Annotated in this window: 15 protein-coding genes; 3 read left to right on the top strand and 12 right to left on the bottom strand. The window is 74.4% G+C overall.

Annotated features, from left to right (window positions below):
• Positions 1-14: 14 nt before the first annotated feature.
• Both sph and IE118_RS03240 read right to left on the bottom strand, forming a co-directional pair.
• Positions 15-1,001 carry a sphingomyelin phosphodiesterase gene (sph, locus tag IE118_RS03245; RefSeq protein ID WP_189555687.1) on the bottom strand — a complete coding sequence of 329 codons (987 nt, stop codon included), beginning with the start codon at positions 999-1,001 and terminating at the stop codon, positions 15-17.
• A gap of 172 nt (positions 1,002-1,173) precedes the next feature.
• On the bottom strand, positions 1,174-2,247 hold the full coding sequence (locus tag IE118_RS03240; RefSeq protein WP_189556063.1) for a MerR family transcriptional regulator: 1,074 nt from the start codon (positions 2,245-2,247) through the stop codon (positions 1,174-1,176).
• 164 nt (positions 2,248-2,411) lie between these two features.
• On the opposite strand from IE118_RS03240, the gene IE118_RS03235 reads away from it, so the two are divergent.
• Positions 2,412-3,284 (top strand): ATP-grasp domain-containing protein, encoded by an 873-nt coding sequence (locus IE118_RS03235; RefSeq protein ID WP_189555686.1) that lies wholly within the window; start codon positions 2,412-2,414, stop codon positions 3,282-3,284.
• Here IE118_RS03235 and IE118_RS03230 read toward each other — a convergent pair.
• From IE118_RS03230 to pgfA, 10 genes are all read right to left on the bottom strand, one after another.
• Complete coding sequence (locus IE118_RS03230; RefSeq protein ID WP_189555685.1) at positions 3,265-3,876, bottom strand: hypothetical protein; 612 nt, start codon at positions 3,874-3,876, stop codon at positions 3,265-3,267. The two genes, IE118_RS03235 and IE118_RS03230, sit on opposite strands and share 20 nt — an antisense overlap.
• Positions 3,842-4,681 carry an FkbM family methyltransferase gene (locus IE118_RS03225; RefSeq protein WP_189555684.1) on the bottom strand — a complete coding sequence of 280 codons (840 nt, stop codon included), beginning with the start codon at positions 4,679-4,681 and terminating at the stop codon, positions 3,842-3,844. Before IE118_RS03225 ends, IE118_RS03230 begins: the two co-directional genes overlap by 35 nt.
• Entirely contained in the window at positions 4,678-4,917 is a 240-nt protein-coding gene (locus IE118_RS03220) for a Trm112 family protein (protein WP_189555683.1), read from the bottom strand. Before IE118_RS03220 ends, IE118_RS03225 begins: the two co-directional genes overlap by 4 nt.
• The gene (locus IE118_RS03215; RefSeq protein ID WP_189555682.1) at positions 4,914-5,840 is read right to left on the bottom strand and encodes a hypothetical protein; all 927 of its coding nucleotides are present in this window, start codon (positions 5,838-5,840) and stop codon (positions 4,914-4,916) included. The genes IE118_RS03220 and IE118_RS03215 overlap by 4 nt, the downstream gene beginning before the upstream one ends.
• 16 nt (positions 5,841-5,856) lie before the next feature.
• Positions 5,857-6,591: a class I SAM-dependent methyltransferase gene (locus tag IE118_RS03210; protein WP_189555681.1), complete on the bottom strand. Its 735-nt coding sequence runs from the start codon at positions 6,589-6,591 to the stop codon at positions 5,857-5,859.
• Positions 6,588-7,847, bottom strand: a complete 1,260-nt coding sequence (locus tag IE118_RS03205) for a condensation protein (protein WP_189555680.1) — start codon at positions 7,845-7,847, stop codon at positions 6,588-6,590. The genes IE118_RS03210 and IE118_RS03205 overlap by 4 nt, the downstream gene beginning before the upstream one ends.
• Positions 7,844-12,157, bottom strand: coding sequence for an alpha-(1->3)-arabinofuranosyltransferase domain-containing protein (locus tag IE118_RS03200; protein WP_189555679.1), 4,314 nt, complete (start codon positions 12,155-12,157; stop codon positions 7,844-7,846). Before IE118_RS03200 ends, IE118_RS03205 begins: the two co-directional genes overlap by 4 nt.
• Positions 12,154-12,879 (bottom strand): class I SAM-dependent methyltransferase, encoded by a 726-nt coding sequence (locus IE118_RS03195; RefSeq protein ID WP_189556062.1) that lies wholly within the window; start codon positions 12,877-12,879, stop codon positions 12,154-12,156. Before IE118_RS03195 ends, IE118_RS03200 begins: the two co-directional genes overlap by 4 nt.
• Before the next feature lie 50 nt (positions 12,880-12,929).
• On the bottom strand, positions 12,930-14,117 hold the full coding sequence (locus IE118_RS03190; RefSeq protein ID WP_189555678.1) for a glycosyltransferase family 4 protein: 1,188 nt from the start codon (positions 14,115-14,117) through the stop codon (positions 12,930-12,932).
• Positions 14,118-14,364: 247 nt separating this feature from the next.
• Positions 14,365-15,354, bottom strand: coding sequence for a cell envelope lipid trafficking protein PgfA (gene pgfA, locus IE118_RS03185; protein ID WP_189555677.1), 990 nt, complete (start codon positions 15,352-15,354; stop codon positions 14,365-14,367).
• Positions 15,355-15,568: 214 nt separating this feature from the next.
• Here pgfA and IE118_RS03180 point away from each other — a divergent pair, with 214 nt between their 5' ends.
• Together IE118_RS03180 and IE118_RS03175 are read left to right on the top strand one after the other, a co-directional pair.
• Positions 15,569-15,721: a hypothetical protein gene (locus tag IE118_RS03180; RefSeq protein WP_189555676.1), complete on the top strand. Its 153-nt coding sequence runs from the start codon at positions 15,569-15,571 to the stop codon at positions 15,719-15,721.
• A gap of 3 nt (positions 15,722-15,724) precedes the next feature.
• The gene (locus tag IE118_RS03175; protein WP_189555675.1) at positions 15,725-16,963 is read left to right on the top strand and encodes a PucR family transcriptional regulator; all 1,239 of its coding nucleotides are present in this window, start codon (positions 15,725-15,727) and stop codon (positions 16,961-16,963) included.
• The last annotated feature ends 28 nt before the right edge of the window (positions 16,964-16,991 follow it).

Here is a 16,991-nt window from a genome sequence, read left to right as displayed (position 1 = left end):
GACCGGTCCGGCACTCAGTCCGCGGAGCCGATGACCGGGTAGTGGTCGGAGAGGTTGTCGTACGTGTACTGCCTGCCCCAGCTCGACACCGTCCAGGGCGTGCTCGTCTCCTCGCGCACCTCGTTCGTCCACGACGCCGGCCGGGCGTGGCCCGCCCGGTGCAGCACGTGGTCCAGGTCCTCGCGCGGGTCGCCGGGGTAGCGGTCGCGGGCGATCGAGTTGTCACGGGTGTCGAAGGAGTACGGGTGACCGGTGCGCGCCCCGGCGTCGGCCAGCCCGGCGTCGGCGAGCATCGAGGAGTACTCGGGGCTGTGGAAGTCCACGTTGAGGTCGCCGGCGACCAGGACCTGCTCGCCGGCGGGGATCCTCTTGGCGTCCAGGAAGGCGTCGACCGCCTTGAACTGCCGGCTGCGCACCGAGGCGGCCTCGCCGGGCCCGCAGCCCGGATCGGTGGACTGCGCATGGGTCCCCACCACATGGACCCTGGTCCCGTTCACGTCCAGCACCACGTAGGCGAAGCCCTTACTGGACCACCAGTCGGCACCGCAGGCGTCCTGGTAGACGTACTGCTCCCGGCGGAGGACCGGCCACTTGCTGAGCACCATGACCCCTCCGTCCTCGGGCGTCAGCGGCGAGTAGGACCCGCCGGTCGCGTCCCACCCGTCACGGCCGCGGCCCACGACCGGCGTCCGGTGCGGGTACTCGGCGGCGGCCGACCTCGCCAGCGCCTCGGAGGAGGAGTTGTCGAAGGCCTCCTGGAGCACCACGACGTCGTTGCCCCGGAAGAACGGGGTGCGCGGGATCTCGGCGGCGCGGTGGTCCTGTCCCCAGTTGGGGTACAGGTTCTTGCTCATGAGGAAGACGTTGTACGTGAGCACCCGCAGGGGCGGTGCCGGTTCGGCCGCGGCGGCGGCCGGGGCCGAACCGAGCACGCCCGCGGCGGCGAGGGCGAGCGCGAGCAGGGCCGTGCCGGGGGTGCGGCGCGGTGCGGGGTGGGTCACGGGTTCTCCCTGTGGGTGAGGAAGGGCGTGGAGCGGCGCCGCACATCAAACCACCGGAGATTACCCCCGGGTAACCTCCGTGCGGGGAAAAGAAGTACACAACGGGTACACCACCGGAACCCCCGCCCGGCCGACCGGAGACCCCGACCGGGGACCCCGGCCCGGCCGCCGCTCAGGCCCCCGCTTCCCGGACGTCCGCCACCACACAGCTCACGTTGTCCGGACCACCGGCGGTGTTCGCCCCGGTGATCAGCGCGTGCACCGCCTCGTCCGGGGTGGGGGCCGTGGCCAGCAGCTGCCCGATCGTGTCGTCGGGGACCACGGCGGGGAGACCGTCGGAGCAGAGCAGATAGCGGTCACCGGGGCGGGCCTCGTGGAGGCGGAGGTCGGGGACGGAGGTGGTGGACTCCTCACCCGTGAGCGCCTTCAGCAGGAGGCTGCGCCGGGGGTGGGAGGCGGCCTCCTCCGGTGTCAGGCGGCCCTCGTCGAGCATCGACTGGACCACCGTGTGGTCGTGGGTGATGCGGAACAGTTCGCCGTCGCGGAGCAGGTACGCCCGGGAGTCCCCTATGTGGACCAGGGCGAGGCGGGAGCCCGTCCACAGGAGGGCGGTCAGCGTGGTCCCCGCCTCCTCCGTCCCCCCGGCCGCGTCCCGCACCGCCCGCGCGGCCCCCTGCACCGCGTCCTCCAGCAGGTTCAGGATGCCGCCCGCCGGTACCTCCGGTGTGTCCAGGGAGCGCAGCGCCTCCACCGCCGCGGCGCTCGCCGTGGCGCCCGCCGGACCGAAGCCGTCGGCCACGGCCAGCAGCCGGGCCCCCGCGTACGCCGTGTCCTGGTTGGCGGGGCGGACCCGGCCCCGGTCGGAGTGGGCGCGGTGACGCAGCTCCAGCATGGTCATGGTGGTGTCCCTTCTCGACTCTTCCGTCAGGTGATCGACCAGGAACGCGGCGAGGTCCCCGCGCACCGCCGTCTCCGCCTCCACCCGGGCCCAGTACGCCCGGATCTCGGCCGCGGCGGCACCGGGGCCGAGGGAGCACACGTGGCGGATGCCGGCCAGCGGCATGCCCACGCGGCGCAGCCACGCCACCAGACGGGCCTGTTCGAGCTGCTCCACCGCGTAGTGGCGGTAACCCGTGTCCGGGTCCACCCGGGCGGGGCGCAGCAGGTCCAGCTCGTCGTACAGGCGCAGCGCCTTCGGGGACAGCCGGCACGCCTTCGCGAAGGCGCCGATCGTCAGCACGTCCATCTCCCCCTCGCCGTTCTCGCGTTCCGCCACCGATGCTGGGGCTTCCCCGAAGGTGAAGGTCAAGCCGCCTCTCGTGGTTCCCGGGGACGGTTGTTAGCCTGCTCGCCGGTCGGTCGTTGCGGTCTTCGTGTCGTTCGTGTCGTTCGTGTGGGGAGTGGGTCGTCGTGTCCCGTGTCGCGCTGGTGACCTGCAGGCCCGGGCCCGAGGTGGCCGAGGACCGGGATCTGCCGGGGCTGGTGCGGGCTTTGGGGGAGGCCGGGGCGGAGGCGTCCGCCGAGGTGTGGGACGACGGTGACGTGGACTGGGCGGGGTTCGATCTCGTCGTGATCCGCTCGACCTGGGACTACAGCTGGCGGGCGGCGGAGTTCACCGCGTGGGCCGAGCGGTGCGGCGCGGTGACCCGGCTGGCCAACCCGGCGGACGTGGTGCGGTGGAACACCGACAAGCGCTACCTGGGGGACCTGGCCGCCGCCGGGGTGCCGGTGGTGGAGACCCGGTACCTGGCGCCCGGGGACGCCCTCGACCTCCCCGACGGCCACGAGTACGTGGTCAAGCCGGCGTCCGGGGCCGGTGCCCGGTTCGCCGCCCGTTACGCACCCGGCGAGCACGCCGCCGCCGCGGGGCACGTGCGGCGCCTGCACGCCGAGGGGTTCACCGCGATGGTGCAGCCCTACGTGCGCGGCATCGACACCACCGGCGAGCGGGCGCTGCAGTACGTCGGGGGGACCCTGCTGCACGCGAGCCGCAAGGGGCCGGTGCTCGCCCCCGGCACCCCCTACGACCGGCGCAAGGTGGCGCACCCCGGGCTGACCGACTGGACCCCGAGCCCCGCCGAGACCGCCGTCGCCCGGCAGGCGCTGGCCTGTGTGCCCGGCACGTCCGAGCCGCTGTACGCGCGCGTCGACCTCGTCGACGGGGAGGACGGCCTGCCCCGCGTGATGGAGCTGGAGCTCGTCGAGCCGAACCTGTTCCTGTGGCTGCACCCGGAGTCGGTGCCGCGGGTCGTGGAGGAGATCCTCAGGGCCGCGGCCCGCTGACCGCCGTCCGCTGGAGCAGCCCCCAGGTGAACTCGGCGACCACCTCGCGCGGTAGGCCGCCGGCGTCGGGGGCGGTGAAGGCGAGTCCCCACCGGGTGGGGGCCGAGCCCTCCAGAGGGCGGGCGGGTGCGAAAGCGCGGGCGGCCTCGTCCACCGTGCAGGACCAGGGTGTGAGGTCCTCCACCGTGCGCAGGACGGGCGCCGGGGCGCCCGGCGCGCGGACCAGCCACGCGTTCCACACCGCGCCGCCGGCCGCCGGGGCCAGCACCTCGAAGCGCAGGCCGGGCCAGAGCGGCAGCGGCCACCGCCATGCCTCGCAGTCCAGGTCGCCGATCCTGCGCGGGGACCGCGACTCGGGTTCGCCGAGCACCGACCGGTACCGCGACAGGGCCGGGCGGGGGTGCGGCGAGCGGACCATCGCCTGCCAGCGCCGGTTGGCCTCGCGCATGTCCGCGAGGGAGGCGCCCAGCGAGCGCCGGGCGTCCTCCACCGGGCCGGGACTGTGGTCGGCCATGCGGCGCAGCAGGACGAGCTGGAAGTCCAGCGGGGTGAACGGTCTACTGGGGCGTCTTCCGGTCGGCACGGGAACCATCGTCGCCCACCGGGGGCGCTCCGGGGCGGCGGCCGTCCGGGAGGAACAGCACGGAGTTGACGTAGCGCGGGCCCCGGAGCGCGTCGTGGGGCAGCACCCGGCGCAGCAGGCCGTGGTCGACGACGTACGCGGTGCGCTCCTGGTGGGCCTCCAGCGGGAAGTCCGACAGCGGGACCCAGGCGTCGGCGGGCAGCACCCAGCCCGCGTACCCCAGCTCGGCCAGCTGGGTCACCACGGGCCCGATCGGCTGGATGCGGGACTCCAGCTCCACGAACAGGGCCGGGCGGTCGCGGGTCAGGATTCCCGTGGCCCCGCGCAGGACCGCCGCCTCGTTGCCGTCCACGTCGATCTTCATGAAGCCGACGTCCGTCAGTTCGAGGTCGTCGAGCGCCAGGCAGGTGACGTCGACGCCGTGGCCGTGGATGTCCCGGCGGATCAGGGACGACACACCCCGGTCGCCGCCGTCGCCCGGGGGCAGCCACAGGCGGGCGGTGCCGGGCTCGTCGGAGGCCGCCGCGCGGATCACCCGCACGTTCGGCGGGGCGGTCGCGGTGAGCAGCCGGGCCAGGTGGGGGACCGGTTCGAGGGTGACCACCCGGCGGGCGCGCGACGCCAGCCGGTGGGTCCACGGGCCGTACCAGCCGCCGACGTCCACCGCCGTGCCGCAGTCCGCCGGGCACAGGTCGCCGAGGCGGGCCAGCTCGGGTTCGTAGCGGGGGTAGACCGCCCTGGCCGTGGCGGCCACCACGCGCGTGGGCAGGAAGGAGGCCACCCGGGCGGCGAGCGTGCGCCGTGTCGTCGTCATGGTCTCGTCCCCGGCGTTCCGGCCACCCGTGTCAGCAGTGTCTCGTGCTCCTCCTCCGGCACCTGCTCCCCGGACGACGGCAGGAGCTGGGGGATGCCGTCCACGATGGGGTAGCGGCGGCGCAGACGCGGGTTGTAGAGCGCCCCCTCGCCGTCGTCGTCCGGTGCGAGCAGGTGCAGCGGCCCCTTGTCGAGCGGGCAGGCCAGGATTCTCAGCAGCGGGTCGTCGGGTTTCACGAACGGGTCAACTCCTTCGCCGGAACAGCGGGTTGTGGTGCGGTGTCGTGCTTGGGCATGGCCAGCAGGACGGCGACCGCGAGCACGGTGCCGGTGACGCGCAGGGCCAGTCGCAGGGGATCGTCCGGGAGTTGCTCGCCGAACGACAGGGTGCCGAGCACCGCCGTGAACACGCAGCTCACGGTCGTGCACACCGGCACGATCAGCGAGGCCCGGCAGCGCTGCAGCGCCGCCTGCGACATCACCAGCCCGAACACGCCGGTGAACGCCAGCAGGTACGGGTACGGGGAGCCCAGCAGGCCGAGGACGGCGCCGCCGATCCCGTCGGACACCAGGTGACTGGAGACGCCCTTGACGGCGAGCGAGCTGACCCCGTAGAGCAGGCCGACGGCCACGCCGTACTCGACACCGGTGGTGGGCCGCCGGTGCCGGTGGCGGGCGTTGCGCTCGGCGGAGAGGTACAGCCACACCCCGGACGCCAGCGCCGGCACGCACACCAGCAGGATCAGCGGATAGGGCGCGTCCTGTCCCACGGCGTCGGCGCCGGTGCCGCTCTCCCGCAGCGACAGCACCACCATCAGCAGGGCCAGCAGGATGGCGCCGAGCGCGTACCGTTCCCGGCCGCTGGTCTCCTCGCCCAGCAGCCGCGCGGACAGCAGCACCAGCAGGACGAGCCCGGAGACGAAGATGCCCTGCGCGGCGGCGATCGGCAGCGTGCGGTACACGGCGAGCTGGGCGGCGAAGCCGGACGCGAGGGCCAGCGAGCCGGCGATCCACAGCGGGCTGCTCACCACCAGCCCCAGCAGCCGCACCGGCCGGCGGACCGACACCTCGGGCAGGTTCGCCAGCGCCCGCTTCTCCAGGACGAACCCGCCGCTGTACAGGACGTTCGCCAACAGGGCCGCGGCCACTCCCCACCACATGTTCCCCCGGCCCCCCTTACGTGCGCCGCGCGTGCAGCAGCAGGATCGAGGAGAGCGGTGGTCTGGCACACGCCAGCCGGTCCAGCGGCCGCAGCGCACGGGGCACGCCGTGGAAGGGGGCGCCCTCCAGCCGTACGACGGTGAAGCCGGACGCGGCGACGAACTCCCGCAGGGCGCGCGCCGTGTAGAGCCGGAGGTGTCCCACCACCTCCGAGCCGGGCCGGCCGTGGATGCCGCGCAGGCTGACCTCGGAGAACACCGGCTGCACCCCGGCCAGCAGGAGCAGGCGGTTGTACCAGGCGGCGAGGTTCGGCGTGGACAGCATCAGGTGGCCGCCGGGGCGCAGCACGCGCCGGAGCTCGTCCAGCGCCGCGTCCGGGTCGACGAGGTGCTCGATCACCTCGCTGAACAGCACCGCGTCCGCCGACTCCGCGGCGAACGGCAGTCCGCCGCCGCTGAGTTCACCGCGCACCGCGTGGGTCAGCCGGGTGCGGGCACGGGCGAGGGCGTCCTGCGACCAGTCGACGCCGACCAGCCGGTGACCGCGCAGGTACGGGGCGGCGGTCGCGGCCGCCGTACCGTCGCCGCAGCCGATGTCGAGGACCGTGCGCGGGCCGGCGGAGGCCGGGCCGAGCGCGCGGGCCAGCATGCGGGCCTGGCGGCGGCTGCGGGAGGGGCCCGAGGCGACCGGCACGGACGGGTTCTCGTAGAAGTCGCGCAGGTCGCGGGGAGGGGAAGCGGTGCTGGTCACTCGGTCGCCTCCGTGGAGTGCAGGTGGTGCGCGAACAGGTCGAGCAGACGGTCGCCGTCACCGCTGCCGAGCAGCGCCCGCGACCAGCGCAGCGCCAGGTGGAGCCGGCCCTCGGTCGACGCCGTGGTGAAGGTGAGGCCGCGGGGCATCTGGGCCGGCGCCGAGAACCACACCGCCCGGGCCCGGCCCGCCCCGTCCCCGAAGTCCAGCGCGTAGGGGATGCGGCCGATGTTGCTCAGCAGCGTCGTCGACGTCCAGGGCGCCGCCGCCCTGCGCAGGCCCCTGATGAACGCGGCCCGGCAGGTGACCGGCGCCCAGGGGGCGGTGAGCAGCCGGGCGCCGTGGCCGAGCTGCGGGCGCGGCAGCGCCTTCAGCGCGCGGGTGCGCAGGGCGGTGCGGCGCAGCAGCTCCCGCAGGTCGTCCCCGTCCAGCTCCTCGGGCGCGAACGGCACCTCCACCAGCCGGGTGCCGTTGCCGATGGGCATCGAGGCGTCCCGGGGACGGTCGTCGACCGGCATGGTGATGCGCAGGGGGCGGCGCGCCGCCCCCCGCTCCCGGTTCCAGTGGGCGATGGTCAGGGCGGTGGCGACCATCAGCTGGTCGTTGACCGTGTACGGGGAGCCCTTCGGCCGGTGCGGCAGCGCCAGCTCGGTCAGGAGCAGGCCGTTGCCCCGCGTCGCCTCCGGCGTGCCCCGCGCCACCCGGGCCGGCGGGGTCCAGTGGGAGGGCGTGTCCGGCGGACCCTGCGGCACGTCGGGGGGACGCACCGGCGGGGCGGCCGGGGCGTTGTCCCGGCCGCCGTACAGCTCCGCGGCCGTGGCCAGCACGCGCAGGCAGGCGGGGCCGTCCAGGGCGGTGTGGTTGACGGTGAGGACGAGAGCGGTGCCCTCCTCCCCGGCGACCACCTCCAGCCGGACCGGCGGGGACTGGGCGAGCGGGGGCGCCTGGGTGAGCGCCCGGGCCCGGGCGTCCCGCAGCGCGTCCTTCCCCGGCGGCGGGAAGCTCACCACCTCCACGTCCGGTTCGTCGGTCAGCTCCCACTCGTAGCGGCGCCGGTACCAGGGCCCCGGCGCCTCCCGCGCGAGACTGCGCGGGTGGCGCCGCAGCGCCTCGGTGAACGCCTTGCGCAGGCGCCCGGGGTCGAGGTCACCGGGGAGGTGCACCTCGATGAGCACCGTGTTCGGCTCCGCCTCCCGGTCGCAGTGCCGTGACACCTCGTCGACGACGGGGAAGGGGATGCGCAGGGGCGTGGTCATACGGCCCCGCCCCCTCCCGGGCCGCTCCCCCGCGGGGGCGGCGGCACGAACGGACGCGCGCGCGGCGCGGACGGCGGCGGGGGCCCCGGATGCGGTCCGGCGGCCGGCGCGGGCGCGGCGACCGGCGGCAGGACCGCCGTGGTACCCGTCTTGTCGTCCGGGTGTCCGTCGTCCCGGCGGACGCCGTCCGGGTCCCGCTCCCGCGAACCGCCGAGGCTCACCAGGGCGGCGAACAGGCCGATCAGGGCCAGCAGTTGGGCGACGTGGCCGTACGCTCCGTGGCCCGCGCCGACCGGCTCGCCCGCGCCGAGCGCCGCCGCGACGCCCGCTCCGGCGAGCCCGGTGAGCGCGATCGGCACCAGCAGCGCGGGCCGCCGCGAGGCGAGCACCGCCAGGGCCGGCACCAGCAGCGCCCACCAGCCCGCGATCACCACGCCCACCAGCGTCAGCGCGACCGCGCCGAGCCACAGCCCGGGCGCCGGGGGTGCCGGCTGCGGCGCGTCGGGGTTGCCGGCCTTGCGGCGCCACAGGGCCAGACCGATCAGCACCGCGATGCCGGCCGCACTGCCGATCAGCCCGGCGTCGTACGTGGTCGCCGGCTCGTAGGACAGCTTGACCGTGCCGCCCTCGCCCGCCGGGACCTGCCAGCCCTGCTGCCAGCCGTCCAGCCGCAGCGCGGTGAGCTCCTCACCGTTCAGCGTGGCCTTCCAGCCGTCGTTGTGGTTCTCGTACATCGTGAGGTACGAGGCCGCTCCCGCGCCGACGCGCACCTCGCGCCGGTCGCCGAGCCAGTCCTGGATCCTCAGCTCGCGCTCGGCGGCCGAGGCCTCCGGCACGGTCCCGCGGGTCAGGGTCACCTCGGTCAGGGCCAGCGGACCCGCGTCACCGCCCTCCACCCGGTGCGTTCCGGCCGGCAGCTCGAGCGCGGGGGCGTCGGAGCCCCTCTGGCACAGGGTCACCTGGACGGGCCGCCGCTCCACCAGGTCGCGCACGGTGCCCCGCACGCTCGTCTCGTGCAGCGTGCCGTCCACCGCGAGCACCGGGCCCTTGCCGCACTCCAGCGCGAACTCCCTGCCGGCGTCCGGCTGCGGGGTGCGGTAGGCGTCGAGGGCGGGGACGTACGCCTCGGTCAGGCCCACCGGCAGCTGCATGTCCGCGTCGACCGCCGGGTTGTGCACGGTGAGCGGGGCGGTCCGGGTGACCGTGATGTCGAGACGGTCGGTGGTGATCGCGGGGAAGCGGACCCAGCCGTTGTCGTCGACGGCGGCGATCGCCGCGCCGTCCGGGGAGCTGATGTGCACCTCGGCGGCCCGGGCGGACAGCCCGCCGGCCGGGGCCAGCACCAGTTCGTCGATCGCCTGCTTGCCGGTCCAGCTCAGCCGGACGGTCGGCTTCGCGCCCGCGATCCACGCGGTGGTCAGGTCCCCGTCGGTGAGGTTGCGCGCGGACAGGCCCGCGCCGAGCCGGGCCGTGGAGTCGGCGGTGGCGGTGATCCGGTCGCGCTGCTCGGGCGCCACCTCGTACAGCAGCCGGTCCAGTGCCTCGCCGGGCACCGCCACCGCGCTCGCCCGCACCTCGTAGGTGCCCGGCGTGCCGGTGTCGAACTGCCGGCGCAGCCCCGCCTCGCTGCCCGTGAGGGAGAGCCCGGTGGGGTCGGCGGCACGGTGCAGGGACACGACCTGCGCCGTGGCGGTGGACCGCTCCGCGTCGGTGGGCAGCCGCAGCAGCCGTGTCACCCGCACGTCGGGCAGGTCGACCTCGGAGAAGCCCGCGCCGGTGAGTCCGGGGCGCTCGGCCGTCGAGTCGACGATCGTCAGCTTCATCCAGTCCGTCGGCCCGGCGGGCGCCTTGACCCGCTGCTCGGTGCCGTTGGCCCGCAGGATCCCGGTCGTGGAGCCGTTCTCCGTCTCCACCCGTACCCGGGTCGCCGCCGCCCGCACGCCGTCCTGCGGCAGCGGGGTGAGGCCGAGGGAGTCCGGCATCTCGTAGGCGCCGTCGAAGGCGATCCGCAGCCACTGCCCGTCCGGGGAGCCGGCCGCGCCCTCGGCCCACGCGGTGTCGGGGTTGCCGTCGAAGGCGTTCACCGGGTCGTACTGCGGCAGGTGGAACAGCCAGTTGCCGTAGGAGGACGCCGTCACCGCCTCGGCGCCGCGCAGTTCGGCCACCGTCTGGTGCTCCAGGCCCTCGCTCGGCAGGATCTGGTGCGGGCGTTCACCCGCGTCCTGGGCGGCGTCCGGCGCGTTGCGCTCGTCCGCGGTGTACGTGTAGGACGTGTTGGCGTTGACAAGGCCGAACCGGGTGTCCGCCCGCCGCATCCCGTCGCCGACCACCTGCACCGGCGGCGTGCCGAGCCCCGGGTGCGCGTCCCCGGTCAGCACGGCCGGCCGGCCCCGCAGCCGGTCCGCGAGCGGCAGCAGCGCCTCGGGCCCGCCGGACACCACGGCGGTGTCGGCGACCGGCAGCAGCCGGGCCTGCCCCGGGCGCTGGACGTTCGTACCGGCCGGACGGTAGATCTCCACCGCCCGCTGCTGCGCGTACAGGCCCTCGACCTGGAGCGGCGTGCCGGGCGCGATCACCCCGCCGGTCATCACCGGTCCGAGCCCCTTGGCCCGCTGGTAGCCGGACTGCTCCAGGGTGCGCTTGACCGTCGCCGTCGGCACCTGGCCGATCTGGTCGGGGTCGAGGTCGTTGCGGACGACGACGTAGTGGATGCCCGCCCGGCTCAGGTAGTCGGCCAGACCCGGGACCGCGCTGCCGGTCAGCAGGGCCCGCTCCACGGCGTCCATGGCGCGCCGGTTGCCGGGGGTGCCGAAGGGCACGTAGTCGCGCTGCGCCCAGCGGGAGTCGGCGACCACGTCCAGCGGCTGGTCGATGGTCGACCCCCAGGTGTGGATGCCGTGCGCGGTCGCCGGGACGACCAGGGCACGCGAGTCGGGGGAGTTCTTCTCCAGCCAGTCGGCCGTCGCCTGCCAGTACTTGGGGATCTCCTGGAACGAACCCGGGGTGAGGATCGATCCGTTGAGGTACGGCCACAGCAGCCCCGGCAGGACGAGTACCGCCGCGACCAGCGGCGCGAACCGCCGTGCGCGCACGCGGTGGGTCCCGCGCGCCTGCGCCGTCACCCCGACCAGGTGTGCGAGCCCCAGGAAGAACGCCAGCGCCAGCCCGGTCTGGAACTTGTAGATGTTGCGGAACGGCGCGAGCCAGCCGTCCAGCCAGCCCTGCACCACCGAGTGGAACGGGGCACCGAACGCTCCTCCGTACCCGGCCAGCAGCACCAGGGCCGCGACCAGCACGGTCAGCACCAGCCAGCGCCGCTCGGGCATGTCCCGCCGGGCCAGGCCGGCGAGTCCGAGACCGGCCGCGAGCGCCGAGCAGACGATCACCAGCGCCGACGACGCGACCGTCCAGCCGGCCGGCAGCCACGCCTCACCGAAGTGCAGGTACGCCACCCAGTTGCCCGCGCCGCGCAGCGCCTCGGTCGCCGCCATGGTGTCCGTCGTCGTCCGCGACGTCTCGATGTAGGGGAGGAAGTTCTCGCCGTGCGCGCCGAGCAGCAGCAGCGGTATCCACCACCAGGCGGTCGCCACGATCACCGCCGGCGTCCACCAGGCGATCAGCTTGCGCTGCCGGGGACCCGGCGGGCGGGAGAGCAGGTACAGCCCGACCGGCAGCAGTGACGCCAGCGTCGAGGCGGCGTTGACCCCGCCCATGAACGGCACCAGCAGCGCCGAGCGCAGTGCGGCGACCCGGGCCGTGTAGCGCTCGTCCGTCAGCGGCAGCAGCACCCACGGCAGCAGCGCGCCCGGCAGCGCGGCGGCCGACGTGGAGCCGACGACCGTCGTGAACACCGGCCACAGCGCGTACGCGGCCGCCGCGAGCAGCCGGGACGCCCCGCTGCCCACCCGCAGCCGCTCCGCCAGCCGCAGCGCGCCCCAGAACGCCACCGACACGATCAGCGACATCCACAGCCGCTCCGCCAGCCACACGGGCAGCTGCGCCGCGTCGGCCAGCCAGTAGAACGGCAGCATCGGCCACACGTAGCCGATGTACTGGTCGGAGATCCCGCCGAACGAGCCCCGGTTGTGCCACAACTGGCCCAGGTCGGCGAGGAACTGGCCCGGGTCGACGGTGACGCCGAGCTTGGTGTCGAAGGTCTGCCGTCCCGGCTGTGCCACCAGGAACAGGATGAACACCACCGCCCAGAAGCCGAGCAGCCAGCGGCGCGACCGCGGGCCCTCGGGAGGGCCCGCGGTGGCTCTGCGTGAAGGAACGGCTGCCGGAGGGGGAGCCTGGACCGTGGTCGTCATTCGGGACACCGCCGGAGGATGAGGAGGAGGTTCCAGGTGGCGAACTCGCGCAGACCGGGCACCTTGACCACGGTCCGCGTGAGGAACGGCCAGTAACGGGAGCGCGCCGACACGATCCGCACGTCGTCGCGGGACCGCACCTGCCGCAGGGTGGTGCCGATGTGCACCGGGAAGAGGTTCTCGCCGAGCGTGTGCTTGGCGGGTCTGCCGGTCCGGCGCCGGTAGCGGGCGCGGGCCCGCTCGGCGCCGAAGTAGTGCCAGGGCGCCCACTCGTGACCGCCCCAGGGGGACAGCCAGTTGGTGAACGACACGTAGATCAGTCCGCCGGGCCTGGTCACCCGGGCCAGCTCGCTGAGGAAGGTCTGGGGATCGGCCACGTGCTCCAGCACGTTGGAGGAGAAGGTGACGTCCGCCGACCCGTCGGCCAGCGGCAGCAGATACCCGTCCGCCACCACGGTCCCCTCGGGGGGCTTGTCGCCCAGCTCGGCCGCATCGGGTTCGAAGAGGTAGGCGTGGGCCCCGCGCCGGCGGAACTCGTCGGTGAAGTACCCGCTGCCGCCGCCGACGTCCACGACGACCCGCCCGGCCACGGGCCCGCCGTACGCCTCGACCTGGTCGGCGGCGTCACGGGCCAGCAGCGAGTAACAGGCGTCGGGTTCCTCCTGTTCGCGCAGGAAGGCACGGAAGAGGGCGACGGACCGCCGGAGCGAGGGATCCTTCACCGCCGTGCCCCGCGACCGCGCGGCCCGCTCCCCGACGGGGCGACGACGCGTCACGGCGCGGAGCCCCGGACCGCCTCACGGGCGACCGCGCGGAACCGCTGCACCGTGTGCTCCCAGCGGTAGGCCGCCGCGTGCTCCCGGGCGGCCTTGCCCATGAGCTCCCGCCGGTCCTCGGCGAGCGTCAGCGACATCCAGGCGGCCGCGAACGAGGACTCGCCGTGCGCCAGCACGCCCGTCTCGCCGTCCCGCACGGAGTCCCGCAGCCCGGGCACGTCGAAGGCGACCGCCGGGGTCTCCCGCGCCGCCGCCTCGGTGACGACGAGCCCCCACCCCTCGACGGCGGAGGGATGCAGCAGCAGCCACGCCGCGCACAGCAGCCGGTGCTTCTCCGCCTCGGAGACGTGCCCGGTGAAGTGCACGCCGGGCCCGGCGAGCCGCTCCAGCCGCTCCCGTTCCGGGCCGTCGCCGACGATCACCAGCCGGCCGCCGGTGACCGGCCGCACCCGCTCCCACAGCCGCAGCAGCAGGTCGATCCGCTTGTACTCGACGAGCCGGCCCACGGCCACGAACAGCGGTTCCGGGGAGCGCTCGGTGAGCGGTCCCGGCTCGGCCACGCCGTTGTGCACGACGCGGATCCGCTCCCGGGGCACGCCGATGCCGCGCAGCGCGTGCGCCGTGGACGGCGACACCGCGACGACCAGCCCGTGCCGGCGGGAACCGGCGAGCGCCCAGTGCTCCAGCCGCCGGCCGATGCGCGCGGCCGGGGCCAGCGGGCCGCCGAACCGCATCTTCCACAGGTCGGTGTGCACGTGGTTGACCAGGCACAGGGTGGGCCCGTGGTGCCACAGCGGGGCCAGGTAGGGCATGCCGTTGCACACCTCGACCAGCAGGTCGCAGTCACCGACCTGACGGACGAAGGCGGAACGGGCCCGCAGGTAGTGGCCGTACGCCCCACCCGCCGACACCACCCGGTAGTCGCGGTAGGCCGCGGGCCCTCCGCACAGCAGGGTGACCTGGTGGCCCAGTCGGGTCAGGCCGTCGGCGAGGCGGTCCACCAGCAGCTCGGAGCCGCCTGCGGACGGATTGCCCAGGTCGCGGTGGGCGAGGAAGACGATCCGGCGCGGATGCGGGGGGAGCGCCGGGGCGTGCTGCGACGCGCCGGGGAGCGTGGTGGGGTGGACGTCCCCCTGCTCCAGCGAGGGCGGGAGCGGGGGACGGGACGGCACGTGCTGGGGCATCGGTGCTCCAACTCGTCTCGGGGAACTCGGCGTGGGGAACGCGAGGACGTGAGGAAGTGAGGAAGTGAGGACGTGAGGACGTGAGGAAGTGGGGTGGGAACGAGCCCCTCGCGGGGCTCGCCGGGTTCCTGGGTGAAGGGTGTGGACGGACCGTGGTTGGGTGGGGATTGGACAGTTTTCGCCCAGCCGTTCCCCACGGCTACTCACGCGCGTGACAATTTCCGGCTTTTCTTACTCGCCAGTCACTTCATCGGGTGAGGGTCGGGTGGGGCGAACCGGACGCATCGGAATCTTCGGTGATCTTCCGCCCGCGTATCACCAAAGCGCCACCGATCACCGCGAGTACGAATCCCGCCACCGCGGAACCGATCGGCAACGTCTCGCCGACCAGCTCGAGTTGACCGCTGTCACGCTTGGCCTGCCGCACGGCCTCCTTCTGCGTCTCCTCCGTGAACGCGACGCCCTTCTCGGCGTCCAGCAGCACCGCCGCGTCCTTCTGGCCACCCGGCGCCCGCAGGGTCTGCCGGGGGCTGGTCCGCGCGTAGACGACACGTCCGGTGCGCTGGTCGACCACCAGTTCCACCCCGTGGTTGGAGTACCACTCCTCGGCCAGCACCTGCGACCGCCCGGGCTGCCCGACGAGGCTGCCCGGCACCATCCGGGTGCCGGACCTGGTCGGCGGCACCGAGGCGGTGAACCGGTAGCCGGTGTAGCCCTGGACCTTCTCCGTGCCCCGGTAGCGCATGACGACCGTGTCGCGCAGGGTGTTGTCCCACCACTGGTAGGAGCGTTTCTGCACGTCGAAGGGGAACTTCAGGTACGCCTCGCCCTCGATGCGCGGCTTCGCGTCGCAGCACCGCACCGGCTTGGTGGTCCTGCGGTCCAGCACCCACCGGTGCGGGGTGAAGCTCAGGGCGTCGTGCGGGTCGGCGGCCGGCAGCGACTTGTCGGTGTCGACGGAGGTCGTGATGTCCCACACCGCGTTGCCGCTGCGTTCGCTCTCCGCGACGTTGCCGCGCACCCGCTGGGTGATGGTGATCCGCTGGTCGGGAACGGTCTCGACCTTCTCCAGGTCGAAGACGCTGCCCCGGCCGGTGTAGACGGCGGTGGTGTCGATGTCCACCGGGTTCACTGCCGCGCGTGGCTTCACGTACCAGGCGAACAGCGGCGCCAGGACCAGCAGAAACGTGCCGAGACCCAGCAGGACGAGGGAGAAGGGGGAAGCTGTACGGCGCATCCGGGTGCTCCATGGAATCGGGGCGGCTCGGCGCGTTCGGGCCGGAGCCGTTCGGGAAGGTGCGCGTGCGGGAGTCCCCACCCCCTACGGGCTGGGAACCGTATGCGCCCCTTGACGGAGTGTCAATGTCATGTCGACACTGTGGGCACGACACACGGGGGTGGCCGGTCACCGTGGGGGTGGGGAACCTCCCGACTGAGAGGCTGACCCGGAGATGTCCAGACTGTTCGCCGCCGCCCTGACGGTCGCGCTCGCCGCCGCCCTCGCCGTGGGCGCCGCGGTCGGTGTCGTGGCCCTGCTCGAAGCCACGCCCGACCAGCCGAACACCCCATTGATCACCTATGAGCAGGCCGGCCAGGGGAGTTGACCCGTGACGGCGCCCCGTACCCTCACGGCCCGCTCCGCCTGGCAGGACGTACCGCGGCACCAGGTGCGCCGCTTCGCCGAGATCGCCATGGCCGACGTGCCCGCGCTGGCCGAGGAGATCATGAGCGAGATCCAGCGCGAGTACCCGCACCTGCCGGTCGTCCTCGACGACTCGGGCGAACCCATGGCCCTGGTCGGCATCCGCCGTGCCATCGAGGCCTTCGTCCAGCACGTCGCGCACGACTACCCGGCGGGCCGGCCCACCGTGCCGCCGGGCGTCTTCCAGGACTTCGGGCGGGGCGAGGGACTCAACGGCAGGTCACTGGACTCGCTCCAGGCGACCTACCGCATGGGCGTCCGCCTCGCCTGGCGCCGCTTCGCCGAGATCGGCCAGCGCATCGACATCCCGGCGCCCGCCATGTACGAGCTCGTCGACGCCGGCTACGAGTACCTGGACGGTCTGGTCGACCAGTCGGTGCGCGGCTACGCCGAGGCCGCCGCCCGCCAGGCCGGGGAACGGCTGCGGCTGCAGCGCCGGCTGATGGAACTGCTGCTCGTGGAGCACCACCGGGGCGATCCCTCCGACGCGCTCGCCGAGCGGGCCGCCCGGATCGGCTGGCCGCTGCCCGCGAAGGTCGCGGTCGGCGTCCTGCTGCGCCCGGCGCGGGAGGCGATGGCGCCCGCGGTGGGGCAGGGGGTGCTGCTGGACATGGAGTACGAGCAGCCCCGCATGGTCGTGCCCGAACCGGACGCGGCCGGCCGCCCCGAACTGCTGCACCGCGCGCTCACCGGCTGGTCCGGGGCGATCGGACCGCCCGTACCGGTCGCCGACGCGGCGAAGTCGCTGCGCTGGGCGGAGGCGGCCGTGAAGCTGATGCGGCGCGGGCTGCTGCCCGCCGGTGAGGTGCTGTACTGCACCGAGCACACCGAGGCGCTGGTGCTGCTCCAGCCGGAGGAGCTGATCGAGGACCTCGCGGCGCGGTGCCTGGCCCCGCTGGCGCACTGCGGCTCCGCGCACGGGCGGCGCCTCGCGGAGACGCTGCTGGCGTGGCTGGAGACCCGGGGCGGGGCACCCGAGGTCGCGGCCCGGCTGGGTGTCCACCCGCAGACCGTCCGCTACCGCCTGCGGCAGATCCGCGAACTGTGGGGCGAGGCGATCGACGATCCGGACCGCCGTTTCGAACTGGAACTGGTGCTGCGCGCCCAGCGGTTGCGCGGCGCCCTCGGCGCCCCGAGCCCGTGAGACGGCCGGGGCGCGGAACACGGTCGTG

This window comes from Streptomyces pilosus, assembly GCF_014649835.1.
GTDB classification, from domain to species: Bacteria; Actinomycetota; Actinomycetes; order Streptomycetales; family Streptomycetaceae; genus Streptomyces; species Streptomyces pilosus.
The sequence above is the reverse complement of the archived record's forward strand: the minus strand, read 5'-3'. Positions and strand labels throughout refer to the sequence as shown.

Coding starts and splice junctions, on each gene's coding strand:
- pgfA (WP_189555677.1), bottom strand. CDS start 15,354: ATGCGCCGTACAGCTTCCCCCTTCTCCCTCGTCCTGCTGGGTCTCGGC.
- IE118_RS03180 (WP_189555676.1), top strand. CDS start 15,569: ATGTCCAGACTGTTCGCCGCCGCCCTGACGGTCGCGCTCGCCGCCGCC.
- IE118_RS03230 (WP_189555685.1), bottom strand. CDS start 3,876: ATGGTTCCCGTGCCGACCGGAAGACGCCCCAGTAGACCGTTCACCCCG.
- IE118_RS03205 (WP_189555680.1), bottom strand. CDS start 7,847: ATGACCACGCCCCTGCGCATCCCCTTCCCCGTCGTCGACGAGGTGTCA.
- IE118_RS03200 (WP_189555679.1), bottom strand. CDS start 12,157: ATGACGACCACGGTCCAGGCTCCCCCTCCGGCAGCCGTTCCTTCACGC.
- IE118_RS03240 (WP_189556063.1), bottom strand. CDS start 2,247: ATGGACGTGCTGACGATCGGCGCCTTCGCGAAGGCGTGCCGGCTGTCC.
- IE118_RS03215 (WP_189555682.1), bottom strand. CDS start 5,840: ATGTGGTGGGGAGTGGCCGCGGCCCTGTTGGCGAACGTCCTGTACAGC.
- IE118_RS03190 (WP_189555678.1), bottom strand. CDS start 14,117: ATGCCCCAGCACGTGCCGTCCCGTCCCCCGCTCCCGCCCTCGCTGGAG.
- IE118_RS03225 (WP_189555684.1), bottom strand. CDS start 4,681: ATGACGACGACACGGCGCACGCTCGCCGCCCGGGTGGCCTCCTTCCTG.